The sequence below is a fragment of the Streptomyces sp. LS-MS-L19 genome, assembly GCF_058382285.1.
Genome location: NZ_JBYCLL010000001.1, coordinates 2,831,157 through 2,855,152, shown reverse-complemented (window position 1 = coordinate 2,855,152; position 23,996 = coordinate 2,831,157). Strand labels below are relative to the sequence as shown.

Sequence of the window (23,996 nt, the reverse complement as noted above, 5' to 3'; positions counted from 1 at the left end):
CATGGAGTTCGCAGCGGCGGACTGAGCCCCGTTCGTCCCAGCGGTCACGTGACGGCGCGCACCGCTGGGACACGAGGGGTCAGTGGAGGTCGGGTCCGCCCGCCTCGACGATCTCGGCGAGCACGCTGATCTCCTCGTCGGCGTCGTCCGGTACGTCGGGGTCGTCGCCGAGGAACGGTCCCGGTTCCTCCTCGTCGGCGAGATGCGGGTACTTCTCCAGGAGGAACCGTCGCCGGTAGGCCATCTCGGCGGCGTCGACGATCCCCTCCAGAGTGGCCCAGTTGAGGGTGCCTCCGATGGCGATCCCGAATGCGGGTACGGCCTTGCCGAGCCCCTTTTTGGTGAGACGGAAGCCGAAGGCCTTCGCGAACTGCTGGGAGACCTTGGTGACGACCGAGTCGCTGAGGACGTCCCATGCCTTGCCGCGGAAGAGCGCCTGGGTGAGCCGTGAGATGTCGGCCATCGCGGCGTTCTTGGCGGTGGCCGAACTCGCCGTTCCGACGTTCACGACAGACATCACGAAGAGCTTCTCGGCGGGCTCTTCGGGGTCGTAGCCGTAGAACAGCGAGACCTGGCCGACGGCACGGGACGCGAGTCCGAGGACCGCAGCCGTATCTGCGGCGAACGCCCCCGCGATCGCACCTCCGGAGGGCGCAGCCGCGGCGCCGGCGGAGGCGGCGAGGACAAGTTCTCCTCCGGAGATCACAAGCCCGGCACCCGCTCCTGAGAGTGCCGCGGCGGCCGGGTAGTACCAGCTCGCCTTCCGTCCACGGACAGCGTCGACCAGCTCGAGGTCGAGGCGGCGCAGGTCGCGGAGCGACTCGACCTCGTGCCCGCGCTTCTTGTGGAGCGTCACCACACGCTTCGAGGAGAGTCCCGCTCGCGAGACCCGCCCCAGGGTCTGCCGTATGGACTGAACGGCTGTGCCGCTCCAGTCAGGCAGTGCGTCGGCGGCTCCACGAGCCCCGGCGCCGACCTTCTGAGCACCCTTTGCGACCGCTGATTGCGCGCGTGGGTGGTTCTCCAGTTGCTTCGCGACACGTGTGCCGAGTTTTCCGACTCCGTTGGCCACGTGCTCGCCAGCGTTGGCCATCGCTCGTGACAGTGGGCGGCCCCTGAACTGCTGGATGGCACGCCAGGCGTCGAGCTCGTAGTCCGAGGGAAGCAGATCGGGCTGTTGCGGGTACTGCGGGTCGCTCATGGTCCGTGGAGCTCCTGTCTCTGGGACGAGCTGTCAGGCGGGGTGGCGCGGGCCGTGGCCCGGGGGTGGGGTGAGCGGGGAGGTGTAGGTCTCGCCGTCCACGAGGGGCTTCTCCAGGCTCAGGCCGGCGGTGGCCATGCGGTCGTACTCGGTGAGGACGAGCCGCTTGGTCCGGTACTCGCCGAACTTGCCGATCTCGTTGTTCTTGAGGCCGCCCGACTCCGACTGGAACGCCTCCAGGATGTAGTCGGTGTCCTCGGCCGAGACGCCGTAAAGGTGGAAGAAGTACGCGTCCAACTCGGCCCGCAATTGTGCCCGTCGAGGCTCGTCCCAGCGGAACGGCTCACCCTCGTCACCCAGGTCGCGGGCGAGGGGGGTCATGTCGTAGGCGGTATAGACGAGTTCGAGGACGCGGGGAAGGAGGAAGGGGAGGTGAGGTTCGAGGGTGGTGGGGGTGGGGACGGGGAGCTGCCTCCAGGTGTACAGCTTCATGTGCGCACCGTTGATTTTCTGGCGGCTCACGAAGTCGAAGACTAGGGAGGACTGGGCCGCAACAAGGGCGGCAACCAGCGGGGCAGCAACCCGGGGCAACATCAGTGGGAGCGTCTCAACTCCTGCCGTGCGAGGAAGGAAAGCCGGGATGGCCGTTCGTTCGTTGGTGAAGTAGGTGACGTCTCGCCAGCCGAGCAGCCAGTTGCAGTCCCAGCCCAATTCGGAGAGGCGCTCGGTGACCCCACGCTCCTCCCTCTCCTTACCCTTCCGGATCGTTGCGATTGGGCCGTTCTCGGCCACCCAATAGCGAGGATCCGCGTGCGCCTTCGGGTTCTGCTTCTCGGCGGATTCGAGGCGGCGACGATCCTCACTGCCGGTTCCAGTGAAGGAGTTCCAGCGATGGTCGTAGAGGTGGATCATCTTGGCCTCGTACACCGGTAGCAAGCGCTCGCCGCCCCGCACGAAGATGTTGCCTTCCAGCTTCCAACCAGCGTCCTCCAATTCCTCACGCGTACGGTAAAGGTCGGAGTCGTCAGTTGTGTGGAAGAACGTGGCCTTGAACGCCATTAGCCACGGATTTCCGTTCCGCTGTCCCTCGTTCCATAGGACAGGGAAACGTCGGTAAATTCCTGTCGTCAGGTCTGCATCGCGTCGGGAACGGAACTTAGGAAGCGTACCGGTGTTGGGGTTGATTAGGTTGATGTCTTCAGCGGTCAGGGCGAAGACGCGGTTCGGATCATCGAGGTCAGTGATGTCGCTGAGCGAGAAGCCGAAACGAGCGGCCGTTTCTCGCAAGGCGCGTCCGGTAAGAGATAGCAAGCAGAACGACTGCTTGGAATCGATATCGAACCACTTTCCTCCGCGCGGGAGTGCTGCCGATTTGGCGCGCCGCACTTCGAAATCGTAGAGGGATACCAGCGCTTCCCGCCGCGTGAAGCTTGAGAACAGGTGCTGGGAGCCGGCGCCAGTGGCGATTGCCGTGGGGAGGACCGCACCGAACCGACCTGTGGGCGCGACAATGCTCGACATTCGCTCAGCAAAGAGAGTGTCTGTCTGGATCATGGTGACACCCTTGACTGTCAGGCCCTGCGCGCATAGAGGGAACACCCCGGAGTCCCCGGCAAAGTGAAAGGTTGCTTTCACTTTGCGGCGCGCCTCCCGATACCGCGCCCCCTCCGCCGGATGTTCCCGCTCCCATTCCACAATCCGCGTCCGCCGAGCCGTCCCGGAGATCGCCGCGATCTCCGGATCGACGACGCTGAAGTACTTCTTGTCCTCGAAGTCGACCTTGTCCCACGGCGGATTCCCCACCACGCACGAGAATCCCCCCGCCCAGCCCGTCGCAGGATCAACCCCCGACACAGGCGTACCCGAACCGGAATCCCCCTCCGGCACAAGGAACACCTCAGGAAACTCCAAGTGCCAATGGAAGAACGCATACTGGTCCCGCAACCGCACGATCTCATCGTGAGTCGACCGCGGAGCAGCATCCCCCTCCGGGTCCTCAAGCCCCATGAACACCTGGTGCGTGATGGCCGGCGGCGCATCCTCCCGCTTCTCCCACACGAACGCCGCACACCACGCATCGGCGCGATGCAACGCCCGCAGATACTCCGCCGACGTCGACCACGCCTTGTACGCCTCTTCCTTGCGGCGCACATCCTTCAGCCTTCGACCGGGCGCGAAGGTGATCCGGCGCAACCCCGTCCCGAAGGCCGTGTTGGCGACCGTAGGCTCCTTCTCCTCCGCCTCGAACAGCAGCCCCTGGCCCTGCCGCTGCTGCTCGTTCTCGTTGAACAGCCGCTTCGCGAAAGCCTCGTCGTCGCCCTCGGTCTTCTTGAACGCCCGACTGGGGATGCCGTCCTTCATCAGCGCCGGCGTCGCACCGATCAGCCCGTTCCCATGCTTGATATGCGCGTCCAGGAACCCCAACGGCCGCCCCGGCTTCATGGCCTCCAGCCATAGGGACACCTTGGCCAGCTCCACCGCCATGGGGTTGAGGTCCACTCCGTAGACACACCGCGCGACGACCTCCTGCATGGCCTCGCCCACCACGTCCTCCGTCGGCTCGGGGAGACGCTCCCGCACCGACGCCACCCGCTTGGCGATACGCCGGGCGGAGCCGACGAGGAAGTGGCCGGATCCACAAGCCGGGTCGCAAACCGTCAGCGACAGCAGCTCCTCGACGATCGCCTCGGCGGGGTCGGAAAGCCCCTCCGACCGCGCCCGCTCCTCGCCCCGCGCAACGGCGGCGTCTATCACCGGGTTCAGCGTCGAGTCGAGCAGCGTCTCGGTCAGCGCCGACGGAGTGTAGTAACTGCCCGTCTTTTTACGGTCGTTGCCCGTCCGGTCGACCAGCTCGAACGTCCGTTTCGTCGCGCTGTGCTTCGGCACGAGCTCCAGCAGCGCCTCGTACACGGAGCCCAACTCCTCGGCGCCCATATGCCGGTAGTCGGCGGACCGCCAGCGTCCGGAGTCGGCGTCACGGACGCGCGCAAGATGCCGTACCGCCTCCAGGAAGTACCGATTGGAGAGCCGGGCGTCCCGCAGGGGCGCATCCGCCTCCGTGACGTTGAACAGACCGCCCAACCCCGGCAGACCCAGCTCCGGCCTTCCCTGTTCCTCACCCAGCGCGGCCAGCACGAGCTGCACGGCGGCGTACTGGTCGCTGTGCGCGGTGCCCTGCCTGCGCTGCGACCGCTCGCGCAGCCGGGCCGTCGAGAAGTACTTGTGGTAGCGGTCGTGAGCCTGCTCGCCGGCCTCGGGGTCCAGCAGGGCGCCGCGGTCCTCCGCGACGAACAGGAAGATCAGCCGGTAGACCAGCCGCAGCAGCGCCGACTGGAGCGCCGGCGGGTCCAGATCCTCCCGCAGGGTCGTGTTGTCGGGGTGGCGTAGAAAACCCGTGCCGAGCGCGGCCAAAGCCTGCTGCACGCCGTCGCGGTAGTGCTCCAGCGCGCGGGTGCCGGACTCGATGGCCGCCGTACGCCAGGACTCCAGCCAGCACGTCGACGGCGGCGCCCCCTCCGCCACCTCGAACCGCGACGCGTGCAGCAGCCGGTACAGCAGCACGAACTCGCTGAACAACTCACCGTCGAAGATGGCCTCAAGGTCGAACTCGACGTACGACGCCGTGGCGAGCGCGCTGGAGTCGCGGAGGAGGCGGACCTGGCGGCCGTTGGTCAGAGCGCCCCACAGGTGGGCTTCCGTCCGGTTCAGGCACTCCTGGAGCATCGACTGCGGCGGGACCGTACCCGCCCCGCCCGGCCGCTTGTCCAGGTCGGAGTTCCACGCCGTCTGGTGGATCAGGGCCTGGCCCCAGCGGTGGGAGACCGGGAACCTCTTCTCCGCGTCGGAGTCGGCCGTGATGCCCGCCGGGCCGATCGCCGTGAGCCGGCCGAAGCCCAGCTCACGCCAGAACGGCGCCAACCAGTCCGTGTCGGCGACTCCTGTTGGGTCGGCCGCGGGGACGCCCGTCTCGCGGTTCTCCGGCAGGCGCGTGCGCAACTCCCGCCATAGCGGCTTGAGATACTCCCAGCTGCGTTCCGCCTCGTCCCGTACCGAACGGGACGACGGCAGGCCGTAGTCGGCAGGCTTGGAACCCGGGACGTCCTTGCCCTCCGAGATCCTGAGCAGCATGTCGGTGGGAAGCAGCCCCCCGACCGTGTGGACAGCGGTGAACGCCTGGTTGCGGGCGGTGGCGGACATCAGGCGGACGCTCCAGCGGGGACGGACGTGGTGGCGGGCAGGTAGACGTAGACGCCGAGGACGTCGGCCGGCTTCTGGGCCGTGACGGACAGGCCGCGGACGATCTCGCCGGCCGCGGTGCGCACCCGGCGGTGGGCGGCGAGCAGTTCGGCCGCCAGTTCCTCGCCGTAGGTTTCCAAATGGGCGTTGGTATCCGGCAGTTGATCCAGGATGCGGGTCATCGTCCGCTCGCCGAAGTGCGGGTCCGTGTTGTCCGACGCCGTCGCGTCCAGCAGCTCGGCCGCCCGCTCCTGCGGCAACCACGCCGCGTTCCTTGGCGCGCCCTCGAAGGCCAGCAGTCTCGCGTCCTCCGCCACCAGTTGCCGCTCACCGTTCCTCGACGGCAGTGTGAGGTGGAAGCGGTAGCGGACCAGGAGCAGCGTCGTCCTGGTACTCACCACATCTGTGGTGATCACCCCACAGCGGCGTGCGGGCCGGGCACCCTCCGCCTGGGTGTCCAGTGCGGCGTTCAGAACGTGGGACGCCAGCGCCCCCACCACCGGGTCCGTGCGGACCAGCGCCGCCTCCCCGCGCGTCACGGCAGGGTCGCTGCGGAACGGGATCTCGCGGTCCTTCTCGACCATCTCCGCGCCGACGGTGGACGCGATGGCGTCCCGCAACCCCGCCGGTGTACCGCCGACCTGTGCCGTGAAGTCCTCGCCGTCGCCGCGGAGTACGGCGTTCAGGGCGCCCAGTGACTCCCGTACGAACGTGCTGATCTCGCCCGTGCCACCCAGTGCCTGGCGGATCGAGGTGACCTCGCGGGCCACCTCCTCGGGGTGCACCGAGCGCTGGGCGAAACGGGAGCGGGAGGTGCGCTCGCGCTCCGCCGCCGAGTTCCAGTCGTTCTCCAGCTTCTCCTTGCTCACCTTGAAGGCGTCCGCGCTGAAGAGGGCGTCCTGGTCCTCCCGGCCGCGCATCAGCAGCCACTCCACGATCGCGTCGGTGACGCCGGTCGACAGCTCGTCCGGGACCGACACGGAGATGCCGAGGTCCTTCTTGATCTGGCGGTGCTTCTTGATCAGCACCTCCAGGACCTTGCCGTCGATGCCGTTGTCGTCGCCGTACAGGGTGATGACGCGGACCTCGTCGCGGCGCTGGCCGTAGCGGTCGACGCGGCCCTCGCGCTGGTCGTGGCGAGTGGGGTTCCAGGCCAGGTCGTAGTGGACGACGGCGTCGAAGTGGTGCTGGAGGTTCACACCCTCCGACAGACAGTCCGTGGCGATCAGGACCCGGCGAGCCGCCGCGTCCTCTCCGGCCTCCGTCGCCAGCTTCTCGATCCGCTCGATGCGCTGCTGCGGCGACAGCTCGCCGGTGACCGCCTTGACGACGGTCTTCGCGCCCAGGGGGCTGCGCTTCTTCTTCTCGGGGTCGTTCTCCAGCTGCTCGGCCAGGTACTTGGCCGTCGGGATGTAGCGGCAGAACACGATCGGGTTGTAGCCGTCGGCCAGCAGCGCCTTGAGGTGCTTGATGAGGGCCTTCAGCTTGAGATCCTTCTCCGGGCCCTCCAACTGCTCGGCGAGCTTCGCCAGGTCGGCCAGGGGAGAGTCGGCCGCCGTCTCCGCACCCGGCGCCACGTCGATGCCCTCCAGGGCATCGTTGCCGGGTGAGTCGCTGTTCAGCGGTGCACCCAGCTTGTCGGCCTCCTCCGCGCTCGCCGCGATCGCGGCCGCCGAGCGGGTCGTCAGGGTCTGCGCCGCGGCTCTCGGCGACGACACCAGTGAGCGCAGCAGCGCGATCGCCGACCACCAGGCGATTCGCGCCTCACGCTTGCCCTGGCCGCCCGCCTCCTCGACGCGCTCGCTCGCATACGCGATCGCGTCGTCCAGCAGGGCCCGGTACTCGGGGGACAGCTTGTACGTCTCGTCCTTGAAGTAGCGGTCCGACGGGAACGCCGTGCGCTCGGCGAGGGAGTCGTCCGCCAGGCCGTCCTCCTTCGTGAGGTACTGCCGTACGTCCGCCCGCTTGCGCGCCACGAAGTGCTGGGCCAGCAGCTTTCGGCCCGACTCCGAGTCCAGGCTCACATGCTCCAGCTCCGGCTTGATCAGGCCGAGCAGGTTGCGGAACGCCGACTCCTTGCCGCTGTGCGGGGTCGCCGTCACGAGGAGCAGATGGCGGTCGGCGTCCTCGGCCACCCGGCGCAGCAGCTCGTAGCGCAACTGGCTCTGCGAGCTCGTGGAGGTCTCGTCGGCGACCACACACGTGTGCGCCTCGTCGACGATCACCAGGTCCGGGCAGTGGCGCACGAAGTCGTCGCGGTGGCGCGGGGACTTGATGTAGTCCGTGGAGACGATCACGTTCGGGTACCTGTCGAACAGGGACTGCCCCAGGTCCAGCCCCCGTTCCAGCCGCGACACCGTCGAGGACAGCACCAGCTCCGCGTCGATGCCGAACTTGCTGCGCAGCTCCTGCTGCCACTGCTCGGCCAGGGCCGGGGAGCAGAGGACCGCCAGCCCGCTCGCCTCGCCCTGCGCCAGCATCTCGCTTGCGATCAGGCCCGCCTCGATCGTCTTGCCGATACCGACGTCGTCCGAGATCAGCATGCGGACCGTCTTCTGGCGCAGGGCCATCAGGAGCGGTACGAGCTGATACGCGCGCGGCTCCACCGCGATGCCCGCCAGCGAACGGAACGGGCCCGCGCCCGAGCGGAAGCCCACGCGCAGGGCCGTACGCAACAGGCCCGCCGCCCGCTGGTCGCCGAGGTCGGTCGGCTCCGGCGGGGCGAAGCGGGCTTCCTCGACGGGCTCGAACGGGAACACGGCCGCGATGTCGTCGTCCGAGCCGCCGAGCGGGCGCAGGACGAGCAGGTCGGGCTCGCTCTCGGGGAGTACCACCCACTCGCGGCCACGGGCCTTCACCAGGGATCCGGCGGAGTACGTGAATGCCATAGCGCTCTTCAAATCCTCTGAGTGGGTGACTAGTTGGCGGCGGGGGAGCCGAAGTACCGGGTGTTGGCGGCGGCGATCGCGTCCCAGTCGCCGCCGTGCGGGAAGCGGACCACGTCCCAGGTGGCGTCGAACAGCCGCTCCTCGGCGTCGGCGTCGCGCAGCGCGCTCGGCTCGGTGTCGGGGTCGTCGACGAACACCGCGACGTTGGCGCCCGGGAGCCGGTAGACGAAGTCCGGTGCCGCGTTCGCGTCGGTGAGGAAGACGTCCTTCTCGTCGGGAAGCCGCAGCCCGCGCGCCTTCGCCCAGCCCAGGAAGTCGCCCTGTGCGGCCAGTTCAGCCGCAGACGTCTCTACGGCCGTGGGAGCGGCCGGGGTTTCGGCCAGCAGCCGCCGGTACTGCTCCGAGCGCGACTCGCCCCGCGACTCCCGCTGAGCCGTCGCCGACGCGAACCGCACCAGCAGCCCGGCCACCGTGTGCCGGTTGATCTGGGCGTGGTCGAGCTGGTTGCCGTACGTGAGGAGGCACTCGTAGCAGCCGAGCGCGCAGGCCCGTCCCGGGCGGTGTTCCTCACCGCCCTCGTCCTTGCCGTCAGCGGAGAAGTGGCAGATCTCCAGGGCGCGGCGGGCCGCCTTGGCGAGGGCGTCGTCCTCGGCCTGGAGGCGGCGCAGCACGCCGGCACCGCCCTCCGCCGCCTCCATGAAGAGGATGCGGCGCCTGGGGCCGTCGTCCGGCGGCAGCAGTTCGCTGGAGAGCTCGGCGTCCTCCAGCTCGAACGCGGCCTCGATGCCCCGCTCCAGCGCGTACATCAGCGTGAGCGCGATCGGCTCCGGCAGGGCTTCGTCGAGGGTGACGACGAGGATGTTGCGGCGATCCTCCACGAACGGGATGACACGCTTCTTGCGGCGCCGTTCGTTGCCGTCCGCGTCCACCAGCGGCAGCTCGCTGGAGTCGCCGGACGCCTCGGACGCGTCCTTGTCGTTCATCCAGCGACCGTCCGCCAGGTCCAGCCAGTAGCCCGGCGGCTCGTCCGTACGGGCGCGCACCCGGCCGGTGTTGGTGATGCGGATGGTGGCGGAGTCGCCGTAGGTGATCTGCGCCAGCCGACCGTCCGGGGCGGTGATCGTCGCGTTGAGGCGGCCCTTGCGGATGCCGTGGTCGTGGAAGCGGTACGACGTCTCCAGCCGGAAGCCGGCCCGGCGCCGCTCCTCCTCGTCCGAGGAGATGCGCTCGCGGCGGGTGGTGTACACGGTGTGCAGGTGCAGCAGGCCGTAGGTCGCGGCGCCCAGCGTCTCGTTGCAGAAGCCGCAGCGGTCCTCGCGCTCCTTGGGCTCGTGATGATAGCCGCAGTTGGCGCAGCGGCGCGCCTCGCCGGTGGTCAGCTCGCCGGAGGAGTCCGGGGGCAGCTGGATGCGGGTGACCTGGTAGCGGGCGCCCTCGTGGTAGATCAGCGAACCGGGGCCGAACTCGCGGATGGCGAGGAAGCGGGGGCGCTGGAGGTAGTCGCCGTCGCCGCGGCGGCGGCCGATCGTCGGGATGTACGCGGCGAGCGGTAGACGCGGGAAGCTGTAGCCGGGCAGGAATCCCTCGGAGGCCAGGTAGCGGTAGGGGTTGAAGTCGGAGAGGACCGACTTGCTGTCGACACTCTCGTTCATGAGGAGGTTCAGCTGCGTCTCGGCCTCGCGTCGGCGGGCGTTGGCGCGGTTGCGGTCGCCTTCGGTGAGGCTGTAGTCCAGGCGGCGCTTGTTCTGGACGTACTGGTCGTCCAAGGCGGCCCGGAACAGGCTCCGCCAGCGGTCGAAGGCGCGGTCAAAACGTTCGGCGACGGTGCGGACCTTGTCGTCAATCCAGTCGTCGTGCCACCACGTGGTGTCCGCGAAGTCTCGGAACAACGGGCCGAGGACGCGCAGTGCCGCGTTGACCGTGCGCCGCTGGGCGCCGTCGTCGTGGGCCGCGTCCCGGATGTCCGGCAGCAGGTGCAAGGCGGGGTCCGGGCGCTCGCCGGAGTCCGGGTACGCCACGTCGAGGACGTCCGGGACGGAGCGGCCCAGGCGCAGGCCGGCCTCGGCGATCCAGATGCCTTGAAGGTGAGAGAGGACCAAGTCCTCATTGGCCAGGTCCAGTCGCGGCGGGGCCACCGCGCCCGCCACCATGCGCCAGGGTTGGCGGAAGTAGTACTGGTCGTGGCTATTGCCCGTCGCGCAGTACGTCGTCACCAGCGCGGGCTGGCCGCTGCGGCCCGCGCGGCCGGAACGCTGGGCGTAATTGGCGGGCGTGGGCGGCACGTTGCGCATCATCACCGCGTTGAGCTCGGAGATGTCGACGCCAAGCTCCATCGTCGGGGAGCAGTACAGGAGCTTCAACTCCGCCTTGCGGAAGGCTTTCTCGCGCGCCTCGCGATCCTCCGGGGACACCTGCGCGGTGTGCTCGCGGGCGTACAGGCCGGACAGCGCGTCGGCGGTCTCCTGGTACAGCTTGAGGAAGAACGTGTTGATGCGCGGGCCGTCGCCGCTCTGGTAGGTGCGGGTCAGCGGGTCGTGCGCGCCCGACTCTCCCTTGCCCGCGCGCCACACCAGTGACTGGGCGGCCACCCGGTAGCCGGTCGTGGCAACGGACGAAGCCCGGCGGTAGCGGCCGGCCCGCTGCGGGACGGCCTCCACCTCCTTCACCAGGCCCGCCTTGGTCAGCACCTTCAACAGCTCGGCGATGATCAGCTGCAGGTCGTCCTGGTCCAGGTCGCGGAAGGTACGGTCCGTGCGCCGCAGGTACTTGCCGAACTTGCCGCGTGCCGACAGGAACAGGCTCGAACGGTCCGTGCCGGGCCGGGACGGGTGCGGGAAGGCGGTGCCGATGCGGGGCTTGTCGGCGGAGGACAGTACCCACGGGTCGACGAGCCGCTCCTCGCTCGCGCGCTGGAGGGAGTCGAAAGCGTCGTCACGGAAGTACGACACGTCGATGGCGAGGGAGCGGCGCATCTCGTCCAGCAGGGCCTTCATGACCTCGGCCCGCAGTGCCGGGTCGGCGTCCCGCAGCGCCTGGTGTGTGCCCTCCCAGCGGTCCTGCTTGTCGGCGACCCAGCCCAGGTCCTCGTAGTCGATCTCCAGCAGGCCGGTCTGCTCCAGGTTGGGCATGGTGATGCGCCAGCCGCGCTCCAGGTCGAGGTAGAGCCGGAAGGCGATCACATCGCGCAGCGTGCGGGCCGCGTTGCGGGCCAGCGACGGTGGCAGCTCGGTCTCGCCGGTGTAGTCGGAGGGGGAGATGGCGAGCGCGTTGGTCACCGCGGAGGCCAGTTCCTCATGGTGCAGGCCGTCGTCGCCGGCGTCCAGGGCCGCCCGGTACAGGGCTCCGCGAAGCTGGGTGATCTGCACGAAGTCGTTGAAGTGGCCGGCCTGGAGGGACGCGTCCTGTCGGTTGTCGACGAATGTGAGCAGCTTGCGCGCCCTCGGGTCGAGGGCCTCCTCCGGTACCGACTTCAGCGAGCGGACGATGGACGCCGACACCAGCGAGGTCGCGGAGGAGCGGCCCTCCTGGTCCAGTGTCGCCAGCTTGGCGAAGTCCCGGCCGCGCGTCTGCTCGTAGGCCACACCGCAGTGCAGGCAGAACAGGAACGGCGACGGGATGAAAGCGGCCTTCAGCTCGCCCTGGCCCTCGTGGCCGAAAGCGTCGACGGTGACGGCCTTCGGCACGCGGTCACGGTAGGCGCGCTTGACGACCTCCTGGCCCTTGTCGTCCAACTCCAGCCAGGACTCGGGCAGTCGGCGGTCGTCCACCGCGTACTGCACGTTGGAGGGCCACTCGCGCTCGTGGTCGACGTAGAGGTAGCCGTCGCCCTGGCGGCCGCCGGTCGCCGAGGTGTCGCGGCGGGCCTCGTAGCGGACCTCTCCGTCCTTCTCCGTGCGCCACACGGTCAGGTACTCCTGGCCGCACTCCCGACAGAAGGCCAGCGGCATCAGCAACTTGCCGCCGCTGCCAGGCTGTTCGAGCTGGTAGGAGCGGGTCAGGTGGCGGGATGACTTGTCCTCCAGGGTGACGTAGACGGTGTCGCCCTTGGACAGGAACTGGTGCAGGCGGAACGCGAACAGCGGCCGTTCGTTGCGCGGGTTGAGTGCCTGCGAGCCGGCTTCCAGGGTGGCGCGGATCGCTTTCGCGCACTGTTCCTCGTCGACGCCCGACGTTTCGTGCAGCTCGTGTGCGGCGACCTCGATCTGGGTCGGTGGCCGGCGTACCAGGCGGCCCGTGACCTTGTCCTCGACGAGGCCGAAGCGGTCCTCGATCCAGCGGGCCAGCGGGTCACGCGCCAGGTCGTCGTAGGCGCGGGGGGCGGGGCTGGTCAGGCGCTCGGCCGGTACGGTGTCGGGTGCCTCGCCCGTCGCGCGGACCAGGGTCTCGCCGATGACGTGCTCGGGGCGGACCTTCGTGCCGAACAGGGTGCTCGCCACACCGGCGACCACCTGCCGCTGGTCCTCCAGCGTGCCCTCCGTCGACATGGTGGCTGACGTGCCGATGCACTGCAGGTTCTCCGCCTGGCAGGCCTCACGGACGCGGCGGATGAGCAGGGCGACATCGGCGCCCTGCCGGCCGCGGTAGGTGTGCAGTTCGTCGAAGACGAGGAACTCAAGGCCTCGCGCCATCCTGATGAGGCTCGCCCGGTCGGCCGGGCGGGTCAGCATCAGCTCCAGCATCACGTAGTTGGTGAGCAGGATGTCCGGCGGGTTGTCGCGGATCTCCTTGCGCTTCTCGTCGTCCTCCTGGCCGGTGTAGCGGGCGAAGGTGACTGGCTCGCGGCCCGTGCCGTAGCCGTCGCGCAGAAACTTCTCCAGCTCCCGCAGCTGGCTGTTGGCGAGCGCGTTCATCGGATACACGATGATCGCCCGCACCCGCTTCGGAGCGTTCGGACCCTCCTCGTCGCGCTCGTGCAGCACCTTGTTGACGATCGGGACGATGTAGGAGAGCGACTTGCCGGAGCCTGTGCCGGTCGTCAGGACGTACGACGCCCCGGAGGCGGCGGCGTCGATGGCGTCGCGCTGGTGCCGGTGCAGGAGCAGCGGACGGCCGTCACAGACGGTGCCGCCCTCGGTCTTCTTCGCCTGGAAGATGCGGGCGCACTCGGGGTGCAGCACCTTCTGCTGGGCGAGCTCGACCACCGTGCCGCCGCCCTGGAAGAACGGGTTGAGCGACAGCCAGGGGTTCGGCCACTGTGACTTGTCGTCCAGGTCCTTCTCGACGTAGGCCTTGATGCGCTCGTCGCGGATGACGGTGCCGCCCTCGGTGAAGGAGCGGTAGTCGCGGATCAGATTCTGGTGGACACCGAAGACGTCCATGCCGGCGCTGGAGCCGGTCACCGGTGTCGGCTGCTGCGGCAGGACGGTCGCGGGGGCGGGGGCGGCCTCGCGCAGGGGGAGTGTCGGGTCCCGCTCGATCCATGCGGGGACGAGGCAGGTTTCGGCCGCCGGTACGGCGAGAGGGAGCAGGGCGTCCCGTACGGTCACGGCGTCTGCGGGGCGGTTCGCGGGGTCCTTGGCCAGCAGCCGGTCGACGAGGCGGGCGAGTTCGGCGGGGACGTCGCTGCGGATCGCGCGGACGGGGCTCGGCTCCTGATGGACATGCCGCTCGGCCAGTTCGTACGCCGACTCGCTCGTGAAGGGCGGGACGCCGACCAGCGTCTCGTACAGCACACAGCCCAGCGCGTACAGGTCGGCGGCCTGGGTGACCTGCTTGGCCTGGCACTGCTCGGGCGCCATGTAGCGGGCGGTGCCCACGCTGACGCCGGTACTGGTCAGGCGGGTCTGATCCGGGTCGTCGACGATGCTGCCCATGCCGAAGTCGAGCAGCTTGACAGTGCCGCCGCGCGTGAGCATGACGTTGGCGGGCTTCAGATCGCGGTGGACCACGCCTTTCGCGTGGGCGGCGGCGAGGCCGGCGGCGATCTGGGCGCCGATGGCGGCGGTCCAGGCGACCGGGAGCTGCGGCTCCTCTTCGATGAGGTCGCGCAGTGACTCGCCGTCCAGGTACTCCATGGCGAGATAGGGCAGGCCGTCGCAGTCCGTGGCGATGCCGCCGGCGATGAGCCTGGTGATGTTGGGGTGATGGTCCAGCTGGCGCATGATGTTCACTTCGCGGGCGAAGCGCTCCACGGCCTTGGTGTCGCCGCCGGTTTCGATCCGGCCTCCGGTGCGGCGACGCAGGATCGTCTTCACGGCGACCGTGCGCTCGGGCGAGTCCTCGGGAGCGCGCAGGTCCTCGGCCTGATGGACCTCCCCCATGTTGCCCCTGCCGATGACGCGCCCGATGCGGAATCTGCCGTCGACGAGCTCGTGGCTCACTGCCGCTCCTCTGCCTACTGCTCGCGTTCTCGCGGTTCCGAAACGGAACCCGCCCCCTGATTTGCTACCGCACGCCCATCGTGTCAGAACGGACAGTGAGGCAGTGGTTACCGTACACGATGACGGGTCAAGTTTACAGAAATCTAGCCTGTTGACATTGTCAACGGGCTGGAGCCTCACTGTTAAGGGAGGTGGCGTGCGGCATCGAACGGTCGGGCGAAGTGGGCGCGTCTCGCTTGCGTGCGGCTGAGCGGGCTGCCGCCCCGGTCTCGGCATGTCGCAGCGGACGTGTCGAGCGAGGCCGACGACTGTGGCCGGGCTGGCTCGACTGCGCCTGCATGTCCAGGATGCGCGTGTACATGTAGACGCGGACTCTCCGGATGTGGAAATGGTTGCACCAATTCGTGCAGAAAATGTGTTCTCTGGTGTCGAGTTGATGCGACAACTGCCATTGCGATACACGGACATACGGCTGCGTGAGGGCTTGGGCCCGGCCCGGGGGATTACCGGGGTCGGGCCGCTTCTGTAGGCGTCCCTGGGGCTCCGAAGTTGAGCTCGGCCGCGCCGGCTGCTGCACGGCGGCGCGGGACGTATGCGGCAGGAGCCCGACGCCGAGGAGTTGAAGGGACTGCCAAGCAGTACGAGTTCTCGACCTACGGACCTGTTTGTGTGCGGCAGCTGATCACCCGAGCCCTTGCGGGCGAAGACAACCCGGCTCGCCTGCCGCCGCCTGTGCATGTCGTACCAGCACTGGCTCGGCTCCCTGAGCGCTCCACGATCAGGTGAATTGAGCTGGTTTGGAAACCGTGTGGGAGCTGTGCGAGTCACACACCATGCACTGCACGACCCACGCCCCAGGGGGAACCATGAACCAGCAGCAGTACCCGCCGCAGCAGCCCGGATGGGGTGGACCTCAACAGCCCTTCGGGCAGCCGCCGTTCGCTCCGCCGCCGCCGAAGAAGGGCGGTGCTGGAAAGGTCATCGGGCTCGGGTGTCTCGGGCTCGTCGGGCTATTCGTTCTGATCGCTCTCGTCGGTGCCGTCGTGGGCGGTGGCTCCGGTTCGAGTGACTCCAAGGACACCAGCAAGAGTGTCGACGACACCAAGGCGGGCGGTGACGTGGCACAGAAGGGCAAGGAGGACAGCGACAAGAAGGCCGACAAGAAGGCCGACAAGAAGGTCGTTGTCTTCAAGGTCTGGGGCACCGCCCCCGCCGGTGCCCTCGGCCCCCTCAACATCACCTACGGGTCCGACTCCGACAACCGCGACGGTGACTTCAAGGACGGGGAGTTCAAGGCCACCCTTCCCCTCGACGACGACGCCCTGTACTTCAACATCACCGCGCAGCTCCAAGGGTCCGGGGACATCCACTGCTCCGTCACCGTAGGAGGGAAGACCAAGAAGGGGCACGCGGCCGGTGACTACAACATCTGTAGTGCCCAGGTCAGTGCCGGTCTGTTGGGCGGGTGGAACTGACGATGGACGAGAACCTCCCACAGCCTCCCGCGACACCGCAGCCTCCCGCGGCACCGCCGCCGCCCGTTCTCCCGCCGCCCGCCTTCCCACCACCCTCGCCGATCGAGGCGCCCAGTCCATCCAACAAGCGCCGCGCCAACGCCGTCGTCATCGGCTCGGCCGCCGCCGTGATCGCCGCGATCGTCGCCACCGGCATCGTCGTCGTGGGGGCCACCAGGGGGTCCACCCCCAACGACGACAAACCGTCCACCACCGCAGCGCCCAGCTCCGCAGGCGAGGATCTCGCCGCCCCCTTCGCAGAACCGGACCCCGAACCGGACCCCGAACCGACCTACGCCCAGGTCGACGCCGACAGCTTCTCCATCGACCTCCGCACCACCGAGCGCCAGTGCTTCGGATCAGCCGGCTGCAACGTGACCGTGGAGCCCGAGCTCACCTACCTGGGCACCAGCACGGACCTCGACCCGGACGCCGTCTACGAGATCACGTACGAGATCCACGGCGACGAGTCCGGGCCGGTCATCCAGACCGCCGAGCTGACGAACCAGACCAGCCTGAGCTACCGGCCCTCTCTGATCAGCACCGCATCGGCGAGCACTGAACTCTCCGTGGAGATCACCGACATCACGTCAGCGTGAGCTCCAGCACCGTCACAGACAACGGCGGCAACGTCGTCGTGAACGTCTGGCCCGCTCCCGACACCGTCGTGGTTGTGGGCACCAGCGTCGTCGGCTCCGTCAGGGTGTTCGTCGCCGTCGGGGACGGGCCCGTCAGCACAGTGGCCTTCGCGCTCTTCCTGACCCCCTTCGCCAGGCCCTCCAGCTCCACCGGCACATCCAGCTTCTCCGTCCCGTAGTTCACCACCGCCAGGTACACGTGCTTCCCGGTCCGCGTCACCACCGTTGCCAACCCCGGCAGCGCCCGTGCCGTAGCCGGCAGCACCATCTCGCCCAGCTTGCTCGTCAGCATCTGCTGGGCCCAGTAGCTGGGGGAGACGTAGCTCGTCAGGTTGTCGTAGGCGATCAAGTTCGTTGCCCAGACGTTGTTGTTCACGTTGGAGAAGAGGGGGGCGTAGCACTCCATCAACACCTGGTCCGAGTTGCGGATCAGGCCCGCCAGCCACGACGCGTCGCCCAACGCCGCGTTCAGGTCGGGGGTCGGGCGGCCCTCTTGCGCCGCCCACTCGCCCACGAACACCTTCGTCGACGCGCGGTCCCTGTTGTCGTACTTGTGGGTTGCCGCCTGGGCCGCCGACGGGGCCAAGTAGTAGTGCTCGTCTATCAAGTCCGGCGTGCGGCTCGTCACCGTCGTCGTCGCTATCAGCTTCAGGTGCGGGTACTTCGCCTTGATCGCGTCGTGGAACGCCGTGAAGCGCGCGTCGTACGAGCCCGAGCCGTCGAACCAGTCCTCGTTGCCGATCTCCACGTACTCCAGCGGGAACGGCTTCGGGTGGCCGTCCGCCGCACGCCGGGCACCCCACTTACTGGTGACCGGGCCCGTCACGTACTCGATCTCGTCCAACGCGTCCTGGACGAAAGGCTGGAGTGCGTCCCCCGTCACGCGGTCGCCCTTCAGCGTGTAGCCCGCGAAGACCGCCAGGACCGGCTGGGCCTTCATGTCCTCCACCCAGTGCAGGTACTCCAACAGGCCCAGGCCGTCCGTCGACCAGTAGCCCCACGCGTCGTCCATGTGGCCGGGGCGCTCCCAGACCGGACCGATCGTGTTCTTCCAGTTGAAGCGGGTCGCGATCGTGTTGCCCTCCAGGAAGTTGCCGCCCGGGAAGCGCAGGAACTTCGGCTTCAACGCGATCAACTTCTCCATCAGGTCCACGCGCAGGCCGTTCGGCCGGCTGTTGTACGTGGGCGGGAAGAGGGAGACGTGCTGGAGCCACAGGGTCTCGCCCGACGCGGCGGGATCCGACGTGGTCACCGTCAGTCGCGCGTCGCCCGTCACCGGGGCGTTCGCGCCTGTGCGCAGGGTCAGTTCGTACGGGCGGTCGGGGAAGGTCGTACTTACATGAGAAAGACGCGCCGACGCGTACACCGTCCCCCCGTCCGCCGACTCGATCGACACCGTCAGCGGACCCATCCGCCGTGACGCCTTCGCGAACAGGCGGGCCGTGTACGTCGTTCGGGGGCGGACCGGGATGCCCCAGAAGCCGTCGTTCGAGACACCGGCCCGGCTCCCGACTCCAGTACCGCTGGGCAGCACCACCTTCAGGGAGCGGTTCAGGGCCTCGTTCAGCGGGGTCGAAGTGTCCAGAGACAGGGTCGATCCACCCACCGCCGACCAGTGCACCGGATCCGTGTCGCTCGCCATCATCGAGCGGTTCTGGACCAGTTCGGCGTAGATGCCGCCCTCGCCGGAGTGGTTGATGTCCTCGAACATCAGGCCCGGGAGGATGGGGGAGACGGCGTGAGCCGGATTCGACACGTCCACGCTCAGCAGCGGGGTCGTGGACTCCACCGGGACGCCCGCCAGCGTCGCCACCTGGTCCGAGGTGAGGGCCGTCGGGAACAGTTGTACGTCGTCTATCTGGCCGTGGAACTGGTCCACCTGGCCGCCGCCGTACAGGGCACGGCCGATCGCCGTGGGCCCGGTGCCGGCCCAGCCCGCCGTGTACGCCGTCTCCCCTTCCAGTACGCCGTTCACGTACAGGCGGGTGACACCGGCCGCGGCGTCGCTGACGCCCACCAGGTGGGTCCACGTGCCCGCGATCGGGGCCGAGGCGGCTGCCGCCACCGCTGCTCCCTGCGTGGCGTCGGACGCCAGGCGGGCGAAGGCGAAGGTGCCCGTGTCGTCGCGCAGGCCCAGGTAGAAGGCGCTGACCACCTTGCCGTCGATGCTCACGGCGGTCTGGTAGCCGCCCAGTTGGGCGAGGTTGACCCACGCGGACACCGAGAACGCCTTGGAGGTGTCCACCACCGGTCCGGCCGCGGTGGCGTTGCCGCCCGCCGTGAGGTTCAGGCTGTGGGCGCCCACCTTGCCGTCACCCCAGCCCGCCGCGCCCTGGAGTGTCGCGGTCTCGCCGTTGCCGGACGCGTCCGCGGCGGTGGTGCCGGTGCCCTCGTCGAAGGTCCAGTGAGCCGACGCGGAGGGGAGGGTGACGGGAGTGGTCCCGGCGGCGGGGGCGGCCATGGCAGGAGTGGACGCGGCGAAGGTCCCGGCCAGGGACGCGACACCGATGGCGGACAGGACGGCCCTGCGGGACGGTCCGGTTTCTGAGGGCATGCGCGGTTCCTTTGCAAGAAAGATGTCGAAGACGAGTGAGGGAGTACGCCGTGGTCGGGCGCGGGCCCGTCGGTGGGGAGGGACCAAGGGCCCGCGCCCTACGCGACCGTCAGATCACGGCGCGATGTTCCACTGCTGGCACGTGTTGTCCAGCTGCTGCCACTGCCGTACGACCGTCCCGTTGGCCGTGCCGCAGTTCGCCACGTCCAGCGTCATACCGGTGTTGACGTTGGAGATCGTGTAGTGGCTGCCGACCTTCGTGACGTCCCACTGCTGGCAGGTGTTGCCGAGCGAGGCCCACAGCTGGACGGCCGTGCCGTTGGCCTGGGCACAGTTCTTGTCGTCCAGGACCGTGCCGCTGTTGACGTTGGTGATGGTGTAGTGGCCGTTGCCCGCGCTCGCGAACTTCCACTGCTGGCAGGTGTTGCCGAGCGAGGCCCAGAGGTCGATCGAAGTGCCGTTGGCGGTACCGCAGTTCACCGCGTCCAGCACCTTGCCGGAGTTGGTGTTGGTCAGGCGGTACGCGGTGCCGGTGACCGGGAAGGTCGCCGTCGGGGTGGTGTAGCCGACCGAGGTGACGTTGGCCTGTACGGCGTTGTCGGCGGCGTCGGTCGGGTAGCCCGAGGTCATGACGCCCTCGAAGAAGGAGCCGTCCGAGCCGTTGCTGTTGTCGCCGCCGGTGCCGAGGACGATGGCGCCCTCCTTGTGCATCGGGGCGTAGCCGCTGGTGGTGGGCAGCGCCCCGTTGTAGAAGGTGCTCAAGGAGCCGGATTGGGCGTTGCCTCCCTTGATCGCGTACGTCGTCGTGCCGTTGTTCTTCTCCATCGCGGTGACGTACTCGCTGGAGATGCCGGTGTTGCCGGAGTAGGCGCCGTTCGCGCCGAAGAACAGGCCGTTCTCCAGGTCCGCCTCGACCCAGGGGCCCGAGCCGGTGCACGAGAACCAGCACTCCGTACCGAAGTTGATCGCGTCCATGTGACCGTTGCCGGTGTCGTTGCCGGACGTCTCGGCGTTGCCGTAGTCGAAGCAGCAGCGGTTGTTCACGTGGTGGCCGCTGGTCACCATGTACGCGCCCTCGGGGGAGCTGCCGGTGGCGATGCCCGTGGTGCTGTTGTCGCGGTAGCCGACGCCGGCCGACACGTAGACCCCGTACGCCGCGTGGCCGCCGACCGTGACGGGGAGGGCGTCGGCGATCGCGCCCACGTCCTGGCCGCCGTTGCCGCCGGGGCCCTCGATGGTCAGGTTGTTGTGGTTCGCGCTCTGGTCGTAGATCTCGGTGATCGTGCAGGTCGTCCCCGAACAGAAGGAGTCCTGCGCGGCCGCGTTGGCGTAACCGCCGGCGCTGAGCACGCCGATGTTCGTCGTCGCGCCGTCCGACGCGCGCTTCACCTGGTAGAGGGGGCCGCTGTAGGAGGCGTAGAGCGCCCGCGTGGTGCTGTGGGCCGCGGCGCAGGGCGTGCCCGCGGAGGCGTAGATGTCGCAGGGGAGGGATGAGGCGGCCGCGGCCGTGCCGGCGGTGCCTACGACTCCGGCGAGGATGCCTGCGAGGAGGGTGAGGGCCGCGCTCACGGTGAGCAGGAGTCCTCTGAGGCGTCGGCGTTCTGTCACTCGACCGTTCACGGTGAACCTCTTCCGTCGTGGGTGCTGCGTTCGTCCGGTGCCGGGCGCGCCCGGGAGGCAGTGATGTGGGCGCTAACATTCCGGGCCCTCACGAGGCGTCGGTGCTGCTCGACGCAGCAAAAGGTGAGGGGAGGGGGGATGGGGGGAGGCTGACCTGCGCGCAGACCGTTCACGCCAGGTCGGCCAGGGGGAGCGATCGCTCTCGCGGCTCCGTCTTTTTACGGCCGGATGAATACCGGGTCAACACGGTTGAACGGTCAAGAGTGCCAAAACAAAAGCTGTGCCGTCTGTTTACCCAGGTGCCCGAACGTGCCGGGTACGAGCTTGGACGGCTCAATACGGCCAGGTCAGAAGGGACTTGACGAATTCCGCACAGTCGGGGAATCCCACCGGCACGGAGTCCGACGAGCCTTGACCCTCCAAGAATGTGTGCGCTAACAATTCGTCACGACGTACACAACACGAAGACGTGTGAGGAGGCGGACCATGGAAGCAGAGCGTGCCCCCGTCATGGCGGACGTCGCCCGGATCGCCGGCGTCTCGCACCAGACCGTCTCCCGGGTCCTCAACGATCACCCGAACGTCCGGCCCCGCACCCGGGAACGGGTCCTCGCCGCCGTACGGGAACTCGGTTACCGGCCCAACGCCGCCGCCCGCACCCTGGCGACCCGACGCACCCGCACCCTGGGTGTGATCAGCTTCAACACCACGCTGTACGGCCCCGCTTGCATGCTCTACGGCATCGAGCAGGCCGCCAGGGAGCACGAGTACTTCGTCACCGTGGCCGCCGTCGGCACCCTCGACCGGCGTTCGGTCCTGGACGCCGTGGACCGGCTGCGGAACCAGGGCGTCGCCGGGATCGTCGTCATCGCACCGCAGACCGCCGCGGTGGGCGCACTGGCCAACGTGCCGACGGACGTGCCCCTCGTCGCCGTCGGCTGCGGCACCCACACCGCGCTGGTCTCGGTCGCCGTGGACAACGAGGCCGGCGCCGAACTCGCCACCTCCTACCTCCTCGACCTCGGCCATCGCACCGTGCACCACCTGGTCGGACCGCGGACCTGGCTCGACGCGCAGGAACGCGAGGCCGGCTGGCGCGCCACCCTGGAGAAGCGGGGCGCTCCCGTGCCCGAACCCCTGGCCGGCGCCGACTGGACGGCCCGTACCGGATACGAGCACGGTCACCGGATCGCCGACGACCCCGAGATCACCGCGGTGTTCTGCGCCAACGACCACATGGCCCTCGGGCTGCTGCGGGCCCTTCAGCAGGGCGGGCGCCGCGTGCCGGAGGACATCAGTGTCGTCGGCTTCGACGACATGCCGGAGACCGAGTACTTCGGCCCGTCCCTGACCACCGTCCGCCAGGACTTCGACGAACTCGGCCGGCGTGCCCTGCGTGCACTGATCGAGATCGTCGGTGATCCGGACTCCGGGATCCCGGTGTCCGGCATGAGACCCCACATCGTCATACCGCCCAGCCTCGTCGTGCGGACCTCGGCGACCCGCCCGCGACCCCGAACAGAGAGCCCGACATGACAGACGCCCGGTAGCACCAAGATCAGCAAATCCCTTGCCCGCAGCGTCTGTTGTGAGCCGCGCGACGCACGGAGCGCGTAACTCAACTCCGGCCCGCCGCTACAAGCGGTCGGCGCCTTACCAGCCCTGACGGGCTGTCAGCCACGCCTGCCCCTCACCGCGCTCACCCCGATGAGCCCCCGCCGTCGACACCGGCACCTCCGTCACGTACCGCTTCGAAGCGGCCCACACCCACGCCTGTTCCCGCCTCCCCGGCACCGGCATGTCCGTGCACAGGTGTGTGTCCAGCCGCCCGGCTCTACCAACTCACCTCACTCAGAAGGGCGTTGATCCCCATGCTCCGCACCAGAAGGTCCCGCACCCTGGCCACCGCCACCGCCACCGCCGTGCTCCTCTCGCTCGCCGCCACCGGCTGCTCCAAGAGCGCGGGCGGCTCCGACACCGCAGGTTCCGGCAGCGGCACCAAGGCCGCCGCCCCGATCACGCTGGCCGGTTCGGTCACCTTCAACCAGGCCAACCTCGCCAAGCTCGACGCGGCCCTGAAGTCCGCGCTGGCCGGCAAGGACCTGTCCAAGGTGGACATCGCGATGGTCGTGAACGTGGCCGCCGACTACTGGAAGGCCGGCCAGGTCGGCTTCCTCAAGGGCTGCTCCGACCTCGGCATCGCGAAGAGCAAGTGCACCTACTTCGCCCCGCCGAACGGCAAGCTCACCGAGCAGAACTCCGAGCTGGAGACGCTGCGTTCGCAGGGTGTCACCGGCTACTCGATCTCGGCGATCGACCCGACCTCGGCCGCCGGGACCATCCACACCGACGTCCAGAAGGGCATCAGCGTCCTCGCGATCGACTCCCCGCTGCCCGGCACCGACGCCGCCTCCCTCTACCTCGGCACCCCGAACTACACCGCCGGCTTCCAGGCGGGCACCGCGATGAAGCAGGTCCTCGGCGGCAAGGGCAAGGTGGCCATCCTGGTCGGCTCGCTCACCGCGTCCAACGCCACCCAGCGCATCGCCGGCTTCGAGGCCGCCCTCAAGGGCACCCAGATCACCGTCGCCCAGAAGGTCAACGACAACCTCCAGGCCAGCACGGCCACTTCGGACGCCGAGACCATCCTCGCCAACAACCCGGACGTCAACGGCCTCTACGGCGTCTACTCCTACGACGGCCCCGCGCTCGCCCAGGCCGTCACCTCGGCCGGCAAGACGGCCTCCGTGCACATCGTCTCCGACGACTCCGACGCCCAGACGCTCAAGTTCATCAAGTCCGGGGTGATCTCCGGGACCGTCGTGCAGATGCCGTACCAGCAGGGCTACACCGGGGCGTACATCCTGGCCGCGGAGAAGGTGCTGGGCAAGGACAAGACGATGGCCCTCGTCAAGCCGTACCTGGAGAAGGACGGTTCGACCCTGAGCTCCGGCGTCGGCCTGGTCACCAAGTCCGACCTGAGCGCCTACCAGTCCCTCGAGTCGCAGCTCGGGATCGGCTGAGC

Annotated in this window: 10 protein-coding genes; 4 read left to right on the top strand and 6 right to left on the bottom strand. The window is 68.7% G+C overall.

What is annotated here, in order from left to right; genetic code table 11:
• Positions 1-79 precede the first annotated feature (79 nt).
• From AC2XR2_RS12590 to AC2XR2_RS12575, 4 genes are read right to left on the bottom strand one after another with little or no spacing between them, the layout of a single operon-like run.
• The gene (locus AC2XR2_RS12590; protein ID WP_491515062.1) at positions 80-1,201 is read right to left on the bottom strand and encodes an EcsC family protein; all 1,122 of its coding nucleotides are present in this window, start codon (positions 1,199-1,201) and stop codon (positions 80-82) included.
• Positions 1,202-1,234: 33 nt separating this feature from the next.
• Positions 1,235-5,398 carry an Eco57I restriction-modification methylase domain-containing protein gene (locus AC2XR2_RS12585; RefSeq protein WP_491515061.1) on the bottom strand — a complete coding sequence of 1,388 codons (4,164 nt, stop codon included), beginning with the start codon at positions 5,396-5,398 and terminating at the stop codon, positions 1,235-1,237.
• On the bottom strand, positions 5,398-8,325 hold the full coding sequence (locus AC2XR2_RS12580) for a DEAD/DEAH box helicase (RefSeq protein ID WP_491515060.1): 2,928 nt from the start codon (positions 8,323-8,325) through the stop codon (positions 5,398-5,400). Before AC2XR2_RS12580 ends, AC2XR2_RS12585 begins: the two co-directional genes overlap by 1 nt.
• 29 nt (positions 8,326-8,354) lie before the next feature.
• The gene (locus AC2XR2_RS12575) at positions 8,355-14,645 is read right to left on the bottom strand and encodes a protein kinase domain-containing protein (protein ID WP_491515059.1); all 6,291 of its coding nucleotides are present in this window, start codon (positions 14,643-14,645) and stop codon (positions 8,355-8,357) included.
• Between the two features lie 866 nt (positions 14,646-15,511).
• Between AC2XR2_RS12575 and AC2XR2_RS12570 the strand changes: the two genes are divergently transcribed.
• On the top strand, positions 15,512-16,120 hold the full coding sequence (locus tag AC2XR2_RS12570) for a hypothetical protein (RefSeq protein ID WP_491515058.1): 609 nt from the start codon (positions 15,512-15,514) through the stop codon (positions 16,118-16,120).
• 2 nt (positions 16,121-16,122) lie between these two features.
• Positions 16,123-16,758 carry a hypothetical protein gene (locus tag AC2XR2_RS12565; RefSeq protein ID WP_491515057.1) on the top strand — a complete coding sequence of 212 codons (636 nt, stop codon included), beginning with the start codon at positions 16,123-16,125 and terminating at the stop codon, positions 16,756-16,758.
• Here AC2XR2_RS12565 and AC2XR2_RS12560 read toward each other — a convergent pair.
• Complete coding sequence (locus tag AC2XR2_RS12560) at positions 16,745-19,351, bottom strand: alpha-L-arabinofuranosidase family protein (RefSeq protein ID WP_491515056.1); 2,607 nt, start codon at positions 19,349-19,351, stop codon at positions 16,745-16,747. The two genes, AC2XR2_RS12565 and AC2XR2_RS12560, sit on opposite strands and share 14 nt — an antisense overlap.
• A 114-nt stretch (positions 19,352-19,465) precedes the next feature.
• Complete coding sequence (locus tag AC2XR2_RS12555; protein ID WP_491515055.1) at positions 19,466-20,971, bottom strand: arabinofuranosidase catalytic domain-containing protein; 1,506 nt, start codon at positions 20,969-20,971, stop codon at positions 19,466-19,468.
• Between the two features lie 486 nt (positions 20,972-21,457).
• On the opposite strand from AC2XR2_RS12555, the gene AC2XR2_RS12550 reads away from it, so the two are divergent.
• Positions 21,458-22,507 carry a LacI family DNA-binding transcriptional regulator gene (locus AC2XR2_RS12550; protein WP_491515054.1) on the top strand — a complete coding sequence of 350 codons (1,050 nt, stop codon included), beginning with the start codon at positions 21,458-21,460 and terminating at the stop codon, positions 22,505-22,507.
• Between the two features lie 335 nt (positions 22,508-22,842).
• Entirely contained in the window at positions 22,843-23,994 is a 1,152-nt protein-coding gene (locus AC2XR2_RS12545; RefSeq protein WP_491515053.1) for a substrate-binding domain-containing protein, read from the top strand.
• Positions 23,995-23,996 lie beyond the last annotated feature (2 nt).